Annotated in this window: 12 protein-coding genes; 9 read left to right on the top strand and 3 right to left on the bottom strand. The window is 70.5% G+C overall.

From position 1 onward, the window contains the following. Positions 1-195 precede the first annotated feature (195 nt). Both scy and SPR02S_RS30115 read left to right on the top strand, forming a co-directional pair. Positions 196-4,044 carry a polarized growth protein Scy gene (gene scy / locus SPR02S_RS30120; protein ID WP_019060750.1) on the top strand — a complete coding sequence of 1,283 codons (3,849 nt, stop codon included), beginning with the start codon at positions 196-198 and terminating at the stop codon, positions 4,042-4,044. A gap of 193 nt (positions 4,045-4,237) precedes the next feature. After that, positions 4,238-5,173 carry a coiled-coil domain-containing protein gene (locus SPR02S_RS30115; protein ID WP_019060749.1) on the top strand — a complete coding sequence of 312 codons (936 nt, stop codon included), beginning with the start codon at positions 4,238-4,240 and terminating at the stop codon, positions 5,171-5,173. A 70-nt stretch (positions 5,174-5,243) separates the two neighbouring features. Here the strand turns inward: SPR02S_RS30115 and SPR02S_RS30110 are convergent, their stop codons facing one another. Then, positions 5,244-5,810, bottom strand: a complete 567-nt coding sequence (locus SPR02S_RS30110) for a TetR/AcrR family transcriptional regulator (protein WP_019060748.1) — start codon at positions 5,808-5,810, stop codon at positions 5,244-5,246. Positions 5,811-5,945: 135 nt separating this feature from the next. Between SPR02S_RS30110 and SPR02S_RS30105 the strand changes: the two genes are divergently transcribed. From SPR02S_RS30105 to SPR02S_RS30085, 5 genes are all read left to right on the top strand, one after another. Then, positions 5,946-7,310, top strand: a complete 1,365-nt coding sequence (locus tag SPR02S_RS30105; RefSeq protein ID WP_019060747.1) for an MDR family MFS transporter — start codon at positions 5,946-5,948, stop codon at positions 7,308-7,310. Between the two features lie 9 nt (positions 7,311-7,319). Further along, positions 7,320-8,291 (top strand): ABC transporter ATP-binding protein, encoded by a 972-nt coding sequence (locus tag SPR02S_RS30100; protein WP_019060746.1) that lies wholly within the window; start codon positions 7,320-7,322, stop codon positions 8,289-8,291. Between the two features lies 1 nt (position 8,292). After that, on the top strand, positions 8,293-9,063 hold the full coding sequence (locus SPR02S_RS30095) for an ABC transporter permease (protein WP_019060745.1): 771 nt from the start codon (positions 8,293-8,295) through the stop codon (positions 9,061-9,063). A 134-nt stretch (positions 9,064-9,197) separates the two neighbouring features. Then, positions 9,198-10,511, top strand: coding sequence for an ABC transporter ATP-binding protein (locus SPR02S_RS30090; protein ID WP_019060744.1), 1,314 nt, complete (start codon positions 9,198-9,200; stop codon positions 10,509-10,511). After that, complete coding sequence (locus SPR02S_RS30085) at positions 10,508-11,380, top strand: ABC-2 transporter permease family protein (protein ID WP_026150983.1); 873 nt, start codon at positions 10,508-10,510, stop codon at positions 11,378-11,380. Before SPR02S_RS30090 ends, SPR02S_RS30085 begins: the two co-directional genes overlap by 4 nt. A 26-nt stretch (positions 11,381-11,406) precedes the next feature. On the opposite strand, the gene SPR02S_RS30080 is transcribed toward SPR02S_RS30085, so the two are convergent. Continuing rightward, the gene (locus SPR02S_RS30080; protein WP_019060742.1) at positions 11,407-11,739 is read right to left on the bottom strand and encodes an Rv1322 family protein; all 333 of its coding nucleotides are present in this window, start codon (positions 11,737-11,739) and stop codon (positions 11,407-11,409) included. Positions 11,740-11,960: 221 nt separating this feature from the next. Between SPR02S_RS30080 and SPR02S_RS30075 the strand changes: the two genes are divergently transcribed. Next, positions 11,961-12,989, top strand: coding sequence for an LLM class flavin-dependent oxidoreductase (locus SPR02S_RS30075; protein ID WP_019060741.1), 1,029 nt, complete (start codon positions 11,961-11,963; stop codon positions 12,987-12,989). Between the two features lie 134 nt (positions 12,990-13,123). Here the strand turns inward: SPR02S_RS30075 and SPR02S_RS30070 are convergent, their stop codons facing one another. After that, positions 13,124-13,516, bottom strand: a complete 393-nt coding sequence (locus SPR02S_RS30070) for an SCO5389 family protein (RefSeq protein ID WP_019060740.1) — start codon at positions 13,514-13,516, stop codon at positions 13,124-13,126. Positions 13,517-13,769: 253 nt separating this feature from the next. Between SPR02S_RS30070 and nucS the strand changes: the two genes are divergently transcribed. Then, positions 13,770-14,441, top strand: a complete 672-nt coding sequence (gene nucS, locus SPR02S_RS30065; RefSeq protein ID WP_019060739.1) for an endonuclease NucS — start codon at positions 13,770-13,772, stop codon at positions 14,439-14,441. The last annotated feature ends 54 nt before the right edge of the window (positions 14,442-14,495 follow it).

Raw genomic sequence — 14,495 nt, 5'->3', positions numbered from 1 at the left:
GGCCGGTAGGGTTGGGGTCGGTCGTCGCTCGCAACCAGGGCAACGGCATGCCGGGGTCCGGGTTTCGGGGGGCGAGCGTCGGGCAGCAGCCCATGCTCCGTCGTTGATCTGACACCATTCCCCGGGAGCACCGTTCGGTGGATGGACGGCGCTCGTTGGAGTAAACCGCGACCAGGGGACGGATGGGACCGCGCAGTGCGGGGCTACGAACGCCAGGAGCGAGAGCCGGCGGCTGACGTCGACCACCTCTCTCGGTTCGAGGCCGAGATGGAGCGGCTGAAGACCGAGCGGGAAAAGGCGATCCAGCATGCCGAGGACCTCGGCTACCAGGTCGAGGTGTTGCGCGCCAAGCTGCACGAGGCGCGCCGCACCCTCATGTCCCGACCGGCTTACGACGGCGGTGACATCGGCTATCAGGCCGAGCAGATGCTCCGTAATGCCCAGGTCCAGGCCGACCAGTTGCGGCAGGACGCCGAGCGGGAGCTGAGCCAGGCCCGCGCGCAGACCCAGCGCATCCTCCAGGAGCACGCGGAGAACGCGGCCCGGCTCCAGGCGGAGCTGCACCAGGAGGCGGTGACCCGGCGCCAGCAGCTCGACCAGGAGCTGGGCGAGCGCCGGCAGACCGTCGAGTCGCACGTCAACGAGAACGTGGCGTGGGCGGAGCAGCTGCGCGCCCGCTCCGAGTCCCAGGCCCGCCGTCTCGTCGAGGAGTCCCGCGCCGAGGCCGAGCAGGCGCTGGCCGCCGCCCGTGCCGAGGCCGAGCGGGTCGCCGCCGAGGCCCGGCAGCGGCTGGAGATGGACGCCGAGGCGGCCCGCGCGGAGGCCGAACAACTCCTGCGCCGCGCCCGCACGGACGCCGAGCGGCTGCTGAACGCGGCTTCCTCGCAGGCCCAGGAGGCCACCGACCACGCCGAGCAGCTGCGCAGCTCCACGGTCAACGAGTCGGATTCCGCCCGCCGCCAGGCCACCGAACTGAGCCGGACCGCCGAGACGCGCATGGCGGAGGCCGAGACCTCCCTGCGTGAGGCGCGCCTGGAGGCGGAGAAGGTCCTCTCCGAGGCCAAGGAGGCCGCCGCCAAGGCCCTCGCCGGCGCCGAGTCCGCCAACGAGCAGCGCACCCGGACCGCGAAGGAGCAGGTCGCCCGGCTGGTCACCGAGGCCACCAAAGAGGCCGAGACCACCAAGGCGGACGCCGAGCAGATCGTCGCCGACGCCCAGGCCAAGGCCGACAAGATCGTCGCGGAGGCCGAGGAGAACGCGCGCAGCCTCACCGCCGAGGAGACCGCCTCCCAGCTCGCCAAGGCCGCCCGCACCGCCGAGGACGTACTCGACAAGGCGTCCGAGGAGGCCAAGAACACCACGAAGGCCGCCACCGAGGAGGCCGAGCGGATCCGCTCCGAGGCGGAGGCCGAGGCCGACCGGCTGCGCGCCCAGGCGCACGACATCGCCGAACAGCTCAAGGGCACGGCGAAGGACGACACCAAGGAGTACCGCGCCAAGACGGTCGAGCTGCAGGAGGAGGCCCGCCGGCTGCGCGGCGAGGCCGAGCAGCTGCGCGCCGACGCGGTCGGCGAGGGCGAGCGCATCCGCGCCGAGGCCCGCCGCGAGGCCGTCCAGCAGATCGAGGAGGCGGCCAAGACCGCCGAGGACCTGCTGTCCAAGGCCCGCGCGGACGCCGACGAGCTGCGCCAGACCGCCACCACGGACAGCGAGAAGGTCCGCACCGAGGCCATCGAGCGCGCCACCACCCTGCGCCGGCAGGCCGAGGAGACCCTCGACCGCACCCGCAAGGAGGCCGAGCGGCACCGCTCCGAGGTCATCGAGCAGTCCGAGGGCATCAAGGCGGATGCCGAACAGGCGGCGCGCGATCTGCGCGACGAGACCGAGCGGGCCATAGAGGCACGCCGCGAGGAGGCCGCCGAGGGTCTGACGCGGCTGCACACGGAGACCGAGGAGCGGCTCGCCGCTGCCGAGCAGGCGCTCACCGACGCCCGTGAGGAGGCCGAGCGGATCCGCCGCGAGGCCGCCGACGAGTCGGAGCGGCTGCGCGCCGAGGCCGCCGACCGCATCCGCTCCCTCCAGGCGCAGGCCGAGGCGGAGGCCGACCGGCTGCGCAACGAGGCCGCGGGCGACGCGTCCGCCTCCCGCGCCGAGGGCGAGGCCATCGCCGTACGCCTGCGGTCCGAGGCGTCCGCGGAGGCCGAGCGGCTCAAGACCGAGGCGCAGGACACCGCCGACCGCCTCCGCGCGGAGGCCCAGGCCGCCGCCGAGCGGCTGGCCACGGAGGCGTCGGAGACGCTGGCCGCCGCCCAGGAGGAGGCCGTACGGCGTCGTCGTGAGGCCGAGGAGCTGCTCGGGTCGGCCCGTGAGGAGGCCGGGCAGGAGCGCGAGCGGGCCCGCGAGCAGAGCGAGGAGCTGCTGGCCTCGGCGCGCAACCGCGTCGAGGAGGCACAGTCCGAGGCGCTGCGGCTGGTCGAGGAAGCCGACCGGCGCGCCAACGAGATGGTGTCCGGTGCCGAGCAACACGCCCAGCAGGTACGGGAGTCCGTCGCCGGGCTGCACGAGCAGGCGCAGGAGGAGATCGCCGGGATCAGGTCGGCCGCCGAGCACGTGGCGGACCGTACCCGGCGTGAGGCGCAGGAGGAGGCGGACCGGGTCCGCGCCGACGCGTACAGCGAGCGGGAGCGGGCCACCGAGGACGCCAATCGCCTCCGGCGCCGGGCGGCCGAGGAGACGGACGCCGCCAAGGCCCTTGCGGAGCACACCGTTTCGGACGCGATCGCGGAGTCCGAGCGGCTGCGGTCGGAGGCCGCCGAGCACGCCCAGCAGGTGCGTACCCAGGCCTCGGACACGATCGCGCAGGCCGACCAGGACGCGGCGCGGGCCCGTGCGGACGCCCGCGAGGACGCCAACCGGATCCGTTCGGACGCGGCGACGCAGGCCGACACTCTCATCACCGAGGTGACGGCGGAGGCGGAGCGGCTCCAGACGGAGACGATCAACGAGGCCGAGCGGGTGCGTTCGGAGGCCGTGGCCAAGGCCGAGAGGCTCATCTCGGACGCGACCGGGGACGCGGAGCGGCTGCGCGCCGAGGCCGCCGACACGGTGGGTTCCGCGCAGCAGCAGTCCGAGCGGATCCGCAGCGAGGCCGCACGTCTCAAGGCGAACGCCGAGGCGGACGCCGAGCGGGTCACGTCGGCGGCGCGCGAGGAGTCCGAGCGGATGCTCGACGAGGCCCGCAAGGAGGCCAACAAACGGCGCTCCGAGGCGGCCGAGCAGGTCGACACCCTCATCACGGAGACCGCGGCCGAGGCCGACAAGCTGCTCAGCGAGGCCCAGCAGCAGGCGCAGAAGACGACGGCGGACGCCGAGGCACAGGCCGACTCGATGGTCGGCGCGGCCCGCAACGAGGCCGACCGGCTGGTGTCCGAGGCCACGGTCGAGGGCAACTCCCGCGTGGAGCAGGCCCGTACGGACGCGGACGAGCTGCTGGTCGGCGCGCGCCGGGACGCCACCGCCATAAGGGAGCGGTCCGAGGAGCTGCGCGACCGCATCACGACCGAGATCGAGAACCTGCACGAGCGGGCCCGCCGTGAGTCCGCCGAGACGATGAAGTCGGCCGGCGACCGCTGCGACGCGCTCATCAAGGCGGCCGAGGAGCAGCTCGGCAAGGCCCAGATGAAGGCCAAGGAGCTGGTCTCGGAGGCCAACTCCGAGGCGGGCAAGGTCCGTATCGCCGCCGTGAAGAAGGCCGAGGGTCTCCTCAAGGAGGCCGAGCAGAAGAAGTCCACGCTCATCCGCGAGGCCGAGGACCTGAAGGCGGAGGCGATCCGCGAGGCCCGCCGCACGGTCGAGGAGGGCAAGCGCGACCTGGAGGTGCTGGTCCGCCGCCGCGAGGACATCAACGCCGAAATCTCCCGTGTCCAGGACGTCCTGGAAGCGTTGGAGTCTTTCGAGGCCCCGACAGCGGCCAAGGACGGCGGGGTCAAGGCAGGAGCCACGGCGGGCGCAACTCGTTCGGGTGGCAAGTCGGTTGAAGGCTAGCGAAAGCTAGGAACCTCCTGTGAGGTTCGGGCGTTCTGGGGCCTTTGACCCGGTCTTTGGCAAGCGGTGGGACGGTTAGCCACTCAAAAGAGGTGTCATTCTCCAGATCAAACACGTATCCGCTCGATGACACACCGCTTCGGCCCCTAGGATTCCCCCTATCACCTCACCGGTCTCATTCGACAGGAACCCCATGAGCGACACTTCCCCCTACGGCTTCGAGCTTGTGCGGCGTGGGTACGACCGCGCTCAGGTGGACGAACGCATCTCGAAGCTCGTCTCCGACCGTGACAGCGCTCTGGCCCGTATCACTGCTCTTGAAAAGCGCATCGAGGAGCTCCACCTCGAAACGCAGAACGCCGCGGCCCAGGTAAGCGACGCGGAGCCGTCGTACGCCGGGCTCGGCGCGCGGGTCGAGAAGATCCTCCGCCTCGCCGAGGAAGAGGCCAAGGACCTGCGCGAGGAGGCCCGGCGCGCGGCCGAGCAGCACCGCGAACTCGCGGAGTCCGCTGCTCAGCAGGTCCGCAACGACGCAGAATCGTTCGCTGCGGAGCGCAAGGCCAAGGCGGAGGACGAGGGCGTCCGGATCGTCGAGAAGGCCAAGAGCGACTCCGCCCAGCTGCGTGGCGAGGCCCAGAAGGACGCGCAGCAGAAGCGCGAGGAGGCCGACGCCCTCTTCGAGGAGACCCGCGCCAAGGCCGCGCAGGCCGCCGCCGACTTCGAGACGAACCTCGCCAAGCGGCGCGAGCAGTCCGAGCGCGACCTGGCGTCGCGTCAGCAGAAGGCCGAGAAGCGCCTCGCGGAGATCGAGCACCGCGCGGAGCAGCTTCGCCTCGAGGCCGAGAAGCTGCGTACGGACGCGGAGCGTCGCGCCCGTCAGACGGTGGAGACGGCTCAGCGCCAGGCCGAGGACATCGTGGCCGACGCGAACGCCAAGGCCGACCGCATCCGTTCGGAATCCGAGCGCGAGCTGGCCGCCCTGACGAACCGTCGCGACAGCATCAACGCCCAGCTGACGAACGTGCGCGAGATGCTCGCCACGCTCACCGGTGCCGCGGTGGCCGCCGCGAGCTCGCCGGTCGAGGACGAGCCGATCTCTCGTGGAGTTCCGGCTCAGCAGTCCCGGTAAGCACCTGTCGTAAAGCCGGGGCCCGCATTCCCTCAGGGGGTGCGGGCCTCAGCCGTGTCTCGGCGGTGCCTCAGCCGTGTCCGGCCAGCAGGGGAAGATACACGTCGTCGACGATCCCGACGAGGGTGGCGTCGGCGACCGGGTCGAGGGAGAGGACCATCTCGTAACGCAGCAGGTCCGCGGGGACGGTGACGGCCCGTCGGGGCAGGTCGGCGGTGGGGATCTCGCCCCGCTTCACGGCACGTTGAAGCAGCGTCAGCAGAATGTCGTGCATGATCCCGAAGACCTTCGGGTCCAGGTCGGTCACCTCCGCGAGCAGACCCCGGATGACGTCCGGGCCGAGCTCCCGCTGCCGTTCGACCATCAGCCGCAGCAGGGTGAGCAGGTCCTCGCGCAACTCCCCGGTGTCCGGCACCTGGTCGACGATGAAGCCGGTGCGGTGCGGCAGGGCGGCCTTGACGAGTTCGGCGCGGTTGGCCCAGCGGCGGTAGAGGACCTGCTTGCCGGTCCTGGCCCGGGCCGCGACACCCTCCATGGTGAGCCGGGCGTAGCCGACGTCGGCCAGCTCCTCCCATACGGCGTCCAGGATGTCGGCCTCCAGCGCGGCCCCGCGCCGCCGCGTCTGCTCTCCGGTCATCACCGGCACCTTCCACTCAGAAACCCAGGGAGAACTCAGGAAACCTCGGAAGCCCTTAGGAGACCTTGCGTCTCTTATCGGGGCCAGTCTATCGTGGGAGAAATAAGAGACGCAGCGTCTCTAAGGGGAACCTCCATGCCCGAAACCACCGTCCACTCCGCCGAGCGCCTCGACCCCGCCGTCCGCAAACTCGCCGGCATCCTCGTCCTGGGCGCCCTCGCCCCGCTCCTCGACAGCACGATCGTCTCCATAGCCCTGCACACCCTGGGCCACGACCTGGGCGCCTCCACGGCGAGCCTGCAATGGGTCAGCACCGCATATCTCCTGGCCCTCGCCACGGTCGTCCCGGTCTCCGGCTGGGCCGTCGAACGCTTCGACTCCCGGAACGTCTGGCTGGGCGCGCTGACCCTCTTCCTCGCCGGATCACTCCTCTGCGGGCTCGCCTGGAACATCGGCTCACTGATCGCCTTCCGGGTCGTCCAGGGCATCGGCGGCGGACTCCTGCTGCCCGTCCTCCAGACCCTGGTCATGCGCGCCGCCGGCGGTCGCTCCCTCGGCCGCCTGATGGCCGCGATCACCCTGCCCGTCATGGTCGTGCCGATCCTCGGCCCGGTCGTCGGCGGCCTGATCGTCGGCCACCTCAGCTGGCGCTGGATCTTCTACGTCAACCTGCCCGTCTGCCTCCTGGCCCTCGCCCTGGCCTGGCGCGGCGTCCCGAAGGGCCCCGCCCGCCCCGCCCACCACCTGGACCTGACCGGCCTCCTGCTCCTCTCCCCCGGCCTCGCCACCCTCGTCTACGGCCTCTCCGAGACCGGCGTCGCCCGCGCGACGGCGATCCCCGTGGGCGCCGTACTGATAGCCCTGTTCGCCCGGCACGCACTGCGCGTCCGCGAACCCCTCGTGGACCTGCGCCTGTTCCAGGACCGTGCCTTCGCCGTCTCCTCGATCCTGACGTTCCTGAACGGGCTCGCCCTGTTCGGCGGGATGTTCCTGCTCCCCCTCTACTACCAACAGGCGCGCGGCGAGGGCGTGATCGCGGCCGGGCTGCTGCTGGCGCCGCAGGGTCTGGGCAGCCTGCTGGCCCGGGTCACCGGCCCGCTGACCGACCGGCTCGGACCGCGCCCGGTCACCGTGGCGGGGATGCTGCTGTGTGCGCTGGGCACCCTCCCCTTCCTTCTCCCGCATCCTGGTGCGGCTCTGCTCCTCGTCGCGCTGGTCGTGCGCGGGCTCGGGGTGAGCGCGGCCAACATGGCGGTCATGGTGGGCGCGTACCAGGATCTCGACCGCGCCCGTATCCCGCACGCGAGCACCACCGTGCGGATCGTGCAGCAGCTCGGGGGCGGGGTCGGCACCGCCGTACTGGCGACGGTCCTCGCGCACGGGCACGGCAGCACCGCCTTCCCGCACGCGTTCGCCTGGGCGACGGCGTTCACGGTTGTTGCCTGCCTCGTCGGACTCTGTTTGCCCGTTCGGGTGGCATCCGCCGAACGGGCGTCTTAGCGTGGCCGCATGATCGAGCTCTCGGGGCTGACCAAGCGGTACGGCGACAAGGTGGCGGTGAACAACCTCACCTTCGCCGTGAGGCCGGGCATCGTCACGGGCTTCCTCGGCCCGAACGGCGCCGGCAAGTCGACGACCATGCGCATGATGCTCGGGCTCGACCGGCCGACCGCCGGTGACGTACGCATCGACGGCCAGCACTACGACCAGCTCAAGGACCCGCTGAAGTTCATCGGCGCCCTCCTCGACGCCAAGGCCATGCACGGCGGACGCAGCGCCTTCAACCACCTGCTGTGCCTCGCGCAGAGCAACGGGATCCCCAACAGCCGCGTCCACGAGGTGCTGGACACCGTCGGGCTCACCTCGGTCGCGAAGAAGAAGGCCAAGGGGTTCTCGCTGGGCATGGGGCAGCGGCTCGGTATCGCGGGCGCGCTGCTCGGTGATCCGCGCATCCTGATGTTCGACGAGCCGGTCAACGGGCTCGACCCCGAGGGCATCCACTGGATCCGCAACCTGATGAAGTCCCTTGCCGCGCAAGGCCGTACGGTCTTCGTCTCCTCGCACCTGATGAGCGAGATGGCGCTGACCGCCGACCACCTCGTCGTCATCGGCCAGGGCCGGCTCCTCGCGGACACCTCCATGGCCGACTTCATCCAGCAGAACTCGCGGTCCTACGTCCGGATCCGCACCCCGCAGCGCGAGCGACTGCTCGATGTGCTGCACCAGGCCGGGATCACGGTGGTCGAGTCCGGCAGCGGGGTCCTCGAAGTCGACGGGGGCAAGTCCGAGCAGATCGGTGAGCTGGCCGCGTCGCATCAGCTCGTGCTGCACGAGCTGAGTCCCCAACAGGCCTCCCTGGAGGAGGCGTTCATGCAGTTGACCGCGGAGTCGGTGGAGTACCACGCGCATTCCGACGCACCCCTCCCCGTGGCACCTGCCGAACAGCAGCAGGGCTGGGGCGACGGCTGGAAGAAGGGCTGACATGGCGGCGACCCAGGTCATCCGCTCGGAATGGACCAAGATCCGTTCCGTGGCGTCGACGGTGTGGACGCTCTCGCTGGCCGTGGTGGTGACGATCGGGCTCGGCATGCTGATCTCGGCGCTGTCGAAGAGCCAGTTCGACGACATGAGCGCCGAGGACAAGCTGTCCTTCGACCCGACGTTCATCAGCTTCGCCGGGATGAGTCTCGGGCAGCTCGCGATGATCGTGTTCGGAGTGCTCGTCGTGTCGAACGAGTACAGCACCGGCATGATCCGCACCTCGCTCGCGGCGGTCCCGCAGCGCGGCACCTTCCTGTTCAGCAAGATCGCGGTGGCCACCGGGCTCTGTCTCGTAGTCGGCCTGGTGACGAGCTTCGTCACGTTCTTCCTCGGGCAGGCGATGCTCGGCTCGCACAAGGCGGAGATCGGTGACCCGGGTGTGCTGCGCGCGGTGATCGGCGGCGGGCTCTACATGACCCTGATCGCACTGTTCTCCATGGGCGTCGCCTCGATGCTGCGCTCGCCGATGCTGTCGCTGGGCATCCTGATGCCGTTCTTCTTCCTGATCTCCAACATCCTCGGCAACGTCTCCGCGACGAAGAAGATCGGCCAGTACCTGCCCGACCAGGCCGGCAGCAAGATCATGCAGGTGGTCACGCCGGTCGACGACTCCGCGCCGTACGGACCCTGGGGCGGGCTCGGGATCATGGCGCTGTGGGTGGTGGCGGCGCTGGCCGGCGCGTACGTCCTGCTGAAGCGCCGGGACGCGTAGCCGAAGCGCCGGGACGCATAGCGGAGGCCATAGCTTTACTTTCCCTTGGGCGGAACCGTCGGCGCCCCTATATCCTCCTAACCCTTACGGGGGCGTGCGCCCTGCTGTCCTGATCCTTTCGATGGGTGCGGAGCATGATCGAGGCTGTCGGCCTGACCAAGCGGTACGGCGACAAAACCGCCGTGTACAACCTTTCCTTCCAGGTGCGGCCCGGTGCCGTCACCGGTTTCCTCGGGCCCAACGGCTCGGGCAAGTCGACGACGATGCGCATGATCCTCGGCCTGGACAACCCCACGTCAGGACAGGTGACGATCGGCGGCTTCCCCTACCGCAAGCTGCCGAACGCGCCCAGACAGGTCGGTGCCCTGCTCGACGCCAAGGCCGTGCACGGTGGCCGCAGCGCCCGCAGCCATCTGCTCAGCCTGGCCCAGCTCTCGGGCATCCCGGCCCGGCGCGTGGACGAGGTGCTCGGGGTGGTGGGCCTCCAGGACGTGGCGAGAAAGCGCTCCAAGGGCTTCTCCCTCGGCATGGGCCAGCGGCTCGGCATCGCCGCCGCGCTCCTCGGCGACCCCCAGGTGCTGCTCTTCGACGAGCCGGTCAACGGGCTCGACCCCGAGGGCATCCTCTGGGTGCGGAACCTGATGAAGGCGCTCGCGGCGGAGGGCCGTACGGTCTTCGTCTCCTCGCACCTGATGAGCGAGATGGCGCTGACCGCCGACCACCTCATCGTGATCGGACGCGGGCAGCTGCTCTCCGACATGAGCGTGCGGGACTTCATCTCGGCGAACTCGGCCGACTTCGCGCGCGTGCGCACCCCCGACACCGAGCCCCAGCTGCGCGAGAAACTGACCTCGGCGCTGACCGAGGCGGGCGGGCACGTCCTGCCCGAGCAGGACGGCGGACTGCGTGTGACGGGACTGCCGCTGCCGCGCATCAGCGACATCGCGCACGACACGGACGTACGGCTGTGGGAGCTGTCCCCGCATCAGGCCTCGCTGGAGGAGGCGTACATGCGGATGACACAGGGGGCCGTCGACTACCGCTCGACGATCGACCAGAAGGCCGGCCTGATGCAGCAACTGCCGCCGGGCGCGCAGCCGCCCATGCCGGTACCGGGCCAGGGCCAGCCGGGCTGGTACGCGCCGCCGTCGCCGCAGCAGGGCGGCCGGCCGTTCGCGATGGGGCAGCCCCCGGCGAATCCTTACGGCGCCCCGAACCCGTACGGCGCCCCTGCGGCGCCCGGCGCGGCGCTGCCGGGCCCGTACGGGCCCCCGGCGCCCATGGCTCCCCAGGCGCCGTCACAGCCGCCTCAGGGCCCGGCTCAGGATGCGCCCGCGGTTCCGGCACCCGATGCCGCCCCGGCACCCGCTCCGGCCGCTCCCGCGCCCGCGCAGCCCGCCGCCGCCTCCCCCGCCGCCGACCTGACCAAGCCCGAGGACGCCCGATGAGTACGCCCCAGCCCCCGATGCCGCAGGCAGCCGTGCCCAACTGGCAGGCGGCGCCCGGTCCTTCGTACGGCGGGTACACCTCGCCGATCCCGGTGGTGCGCACGCATCTCGGGCATGCGCTCGCCTCCGAGTGGACGAAGATCAAGTCGGTGCGTTCGACGATCTGGACGCTCGGTGTGTTCGTGGTGCTCGTCGTCGGCATCGGGCTGCTCGCCGCCGTCGTGGTCAGCAACTCCTCCTCGGAGCTGCACGGCGAGAACCCGCTCTCCTACGGCTTCTTCGGGCTGCTGCTGGGCTCCATGTGCATCATCACGCTCGGCGTGCTGACCACGGCCTCGGAGTACGGCACCGGCATGATCCGCACGACGATGACCGCGTGCCCCAGCCGGGGCCGTGTCCTGGCTGCGAAGTCGATCGTGTTCTTCGGGGTCGCCTTCGTGGTCACCCTGGTGGCCGCGGGGTTCATCGCCTTCGTGGACGCCTCGCTGCTGGAGAACAACGGCGCGAAGGACCCGTCCGCCGGCGAGTGGCTCAAGGGGACGGTCGGCGTCTCGCTCTACATCGCGCTGCTCGGGCTGCTCTCGCTGATCGTCGGCTCGATCATCCGGCACTCGGCGGGCGCGATCACCGTGATGATCGGCGCGGTGCTCGCCCCGCTGGTCATCGCGCTGTTCATGTTCTCGCAGTCCCTGGAGGACGTCCGCCAGAAGCTGTTCGAGTACTCGATCCCGAACCAGATGAGCGTCTTCTACTCCAACTCCCTGACGGAGAGCGGCCCTTCGGGCTGGGACCCGCTGTGGATCATCGCGAGCGTGACGGCCGTGGCGTTCGCCGGCGCGGTCGCGCTGCTGGAGCAGCGGGACGTGTGAGCCGCACCACTTTCTAGAACGCCGGCCTAGAACTTCGGCGCGTTCCTGGACCGCTGCACCCGTGTGGTGCGGCGGTCCTTCGCGTTCCAGCAGGCCTTGTGCCAGTGGCGGCGGTCGTCCACGCCCGCGTGCTCCGGCCAGGCCACGACATGCGGGACGCCGGAGGGGATCTGCTGGTCGCAGCCGGGGCAGCGGTAGGTCTTGCCCTGCGCGCTCGCCCCGGCGACGTGGCGCACGCTCCACTCCTCGCCCTGCCAGTGCTCCGTGGACTGCCAGCCGCCGTAGCGGCCCGAGCGCTCGTCGTCGGCACTCTGGCCGGGGGAACCGGACTCCTTGGGTCGGTTGCGACGCGGGGACACAGAACACCTCACGGGGCTATACAGGAGGCAAGGGCTGTGTCCAGCCTACGTGGCGCGGACAGGGGTACGCGAAGGGCATCAACCCGCACAAGTCCCCCTCGGGACCGCGCATTCTGCAGACAATCCGCAAATCTCTTCGCCAGGCCGTGTCTTCGGCACGTGTCGGACGGTTATGCCCGGTGGGGGAGCTCCGTGTCGGGGCCAAGGAAGCAGGAAGAACCATGCGCGTCGGAAGTTTTGTGTTGGCCGCCCAGTTCCCGGGGCAGGGCCAGGGGGAGGCACTGCACCGCGCGGTCCGCTCGGTGGAGGTCGCGGAGGAAGCCGGTCTGGACACGGTCTGGCTGGCCGAGCACCACTTCGTGCCCTACGGCACCTGCCCGTCCGCGGTCACCCTGGCCGCGTTACTGCTGGGCCGCACCCAGCGCATCCGCGTCGGCACCGCGGTCAGCGTGCTGTCCACCGTCCACCCGGTCGCCCTGGGCGAGCAGGCGGCGCTGCTGCATGTGACGAGCGGCGGGCGCTTCTCGCTGGGCGTGGGGCGCGGCGGGCCGTGGGTCGACCTGGAGGTGTTCGGCTCGGGCCTCGCGGCGTACGAACAGGGGTTCCCGGAATCACTCGATCTGTTGATGAACTGGCTGCGCGAGCCGTCGGTCGCGGGCACCGGTGGCCGCTTCGCGTTCCGTGAAGTCCCGGTCGTACCAAGGCCGTCGGAGGCGCTGTCGGACGCGCCGGGCCCCGAGGTCGTCGTCGCCTGCACCTCCCCCGCGAGCGTGCGGCTGGCGGCCGAGCGGGGCCTGCCGATGCTGCTGGGCATGCATGTCGGGGACGAGGAGAAGGCGGAAATGGTCGCCCTGTGGCGGCAGTTGGCGCGGTCGGCCGGGCGGTCGGCCGAGGAGATCCACGGCGCGGCCCATGTGTCGGCCGGTGTCTGCCAGATCGCCGACAGGCGGGCGGATGCCGTGGAGGCCCTGGTGAAGGCGATGCCGGGCTGGTTGAAGCAGGGGCTGGACGCCCATGTGACGGTGGACGACCGCGAGCGCCGGATGCGCGACCCGCTCGCGTACACCGAACTCCTTTGCGGACTGCACCCGGTGGGCACCCCGCGCTTGTGCGTCGACCGGCTCGCGGCGACCTCGGAGCGGACCGGCATCTCCCGCTTCGCGCTGCTCGTCGAGGGGTCGGGGGACCTCGCGGCGACCGAGGAGAACGTACGGCGGCTCGGTGCCGAGGTGCTCCCCCACCTCGGCTGAGCGATCCGTGCTGAACGATCCGTGCCGTGTGATCCGTGCTGAGCGATCCGTGCTGAGTGATCCGCGGGGAGCTTGCCGCCCCGTACAGTGCACCTCCCGCGTACGGAGCGGCAAGCAAGTGCGCCGTAGCCGCGTCAGCAGTCCCTGAACTCCGGGGACTGGTTGAGCAGTTGGCTGCGCACGGAGGTGAAGCGGGCCAGCGTCTCGTCCACCGAGCCGTCCAGCGGGAACACCGCCACCCGGTGGCAGTTCTGGAAGGCCAGGCGTACACCGAAGTGCCGCTGCAGCGCGCCGCGTATCGCGTCACTCGCGAGCGCACGCAGCAACTGACCGCGCGCCTGCTCGTCCGGCGGCGGCGTCTGGTTGTCGGCGAACGCACCGCCGTCGACCTTCAGCTGAGCCACCAGGGAGCTGATCATCTCCCACGCGTAAGGCAGGGAGGTCCGGACGCAGTCGACGAATTCAGCTTCGTCGACCTCGCCTCGCTCGGCCTTTTCGAGTAGGGCCGGTGAGACGTCGAGCGACATGGGTTCTCCTCTCGCACCCCCAACTCGTGGGGGTTGCCGGACAGATAAGGGAGTTCGCGATGACGAACACGCTGCGTACATGTCTCGCGACCTCCCGCTTATACGGTAGGCAACGGAGGATGGCGGCACCAGGAGAATGCGTACATAGGGAACTCTCAATGGGCCCACAATCGGCCAAGAATGAACAACGGGCGTCACGGGTCTTCCAGGGCGAATCGCGTCGACCCACGCCCGTCGAGTAGCGTTGCCCACCATGCGTCTCGTCATTGCCCGGTGTTCCGTGGACTACGCGGGCCGGCTCACCGCCCACCTCCCCTCCGCCCCCCGTCTGATCCTGGTGAAGGCGGACGGCAGCGTCTCGATCCACGCGGACGACCGGGCCTACAAGCCCCTCAACTGGATGTCTCCGCCCTGCACGCTGAAGGAGGGTTCCGGCGACGACGACGGCGTCTGGACCGTCATCAACAAGGCGGGCGAGAAGCTCATCATCACGATGGAGGAGATCCTCCACGACTCCTCGCACGAACTCGGCGTGGACCCCGGCCTGATCAAGGACGGCGTGGAAGCGCACCTCCAGGAGCTGCTCGCCGACCGCATCGACACCCTCGGCGAGGGCTACACGCTGATCCGCCGCGAGTACATGACGGCCATCGGCCCGGTCGACATCCTGTGCCGGGACGCCGAGGGCCAGACCGTCGCGATCGAGATCAAGCGGCGCGGCGAGATCGACGGCGTGGAGCAACTCACCCGCTACCTGGAGTTGTTGAACCGCGACCCCCATCTCGCCCCGGTCCGCGGCATCTTCGCCGCCCAGGAGATCAAGCCCCAGGCCCGCGTCCTCGCCACCGACCGCGGCATCGGCTGCACGGTCCTGGACTACAACGCCCTGCGCGGCATCGAGGACGACAAGCTGCGCCTGTTCTGACCGACACGAAAAGGGCCGGTTCCGATCATCGGAGCCGGCCCTTTCTTGTCGTAC

This window comes from Streptomyces prunicolor NBRC 13075 (assembly GCF_000367365.1).
Classification (GTDB): domain Bacteria; phylum Actinomycetota; class Actinomycetes; order Streptomycetales; family Streptomycetaceae; genus Streptomyces; species Streptomyces prunicolor.
This window is presented reverse-complemented; position numbering and strand designations above follow the sequence as displayed.

Excerpts from the sequence above, each read along its gene's own strand:
- SPR02S_RS30115 (WP_019060749.1), top strand. The coding sequence starts at position 4,238 with ATGAGCGACACTTCCCCCTACGGCTTCGAGCTTGTGCGGCGTGGGTAC.
- SPR02S_RS30110 (WP_019060748.1), bottom strand. The coding sequence starts at position 5,810 with ATGACCGGAGAGCAGACGCGGCGGCGCGGGGCCGCGCTGGAGGCCGAC.
- SPR02S_RS30105 (WP_019060747.1), top strand. The coding sequence starts at position 5,946 with ATGCCCGAAACCACCGTCCACTCCGCCGAGCGCCTCGACCCCGCCGTC.
- SPR02S_RS30100 (WP_019060746.1), top strand. The coding sequence starts at position 7,320 with ATGATCGAGCTCTCGGGGCTGACCAAGCGGTACGGCGACAAGGTGGCG.
- SPR02S_RS30095 (WP_019060745.1), top strand. The coding sequence starts at position 8,293 with ATGGCGGCGACCCAGGTCATCCGCTCGGAATGGACCAAGATCCGTTCC.
- SPR02S_RS30090 (WP_019060744.1), top strand. The coding sequence starts at position 9,198 with ATGATCGAGGCTGTCGGCCTGACCAAGCGGTACGGCGACAAAACCGCC.
- SPR02S_RS30085 (WP_026150983.1), top strand. The coding sequence starts at position 10,508 with ATGAGTACGCCCCAGCCCCCGATGCCGCAGGCAGCCGTGCCCAACTGG.
- SPR02S_RS30075 (WP_019060741.1), top strand. The coding sequence starts at position 11,961 with ATGCGCGTCGGAAGTTTTGTGTTGGCCGCCCAGTTCCCGGGGCAGGGC.
- SPR02S_RS30070 (WP_019060740.1), bottom strand. The coding sequence starts at position 13,516 with ATGTCGCTCGACGTCTCACCGGCCCTACTCGAAAAGGCCGAGCGAGGC.
- nucS (WP_019060739.1), top strand. The coding sequence starts at position 13,770 with ATGCGTCTCGTCATTGCCCGGTGTTCCGTGGACTACGCGGGCCGGCTC.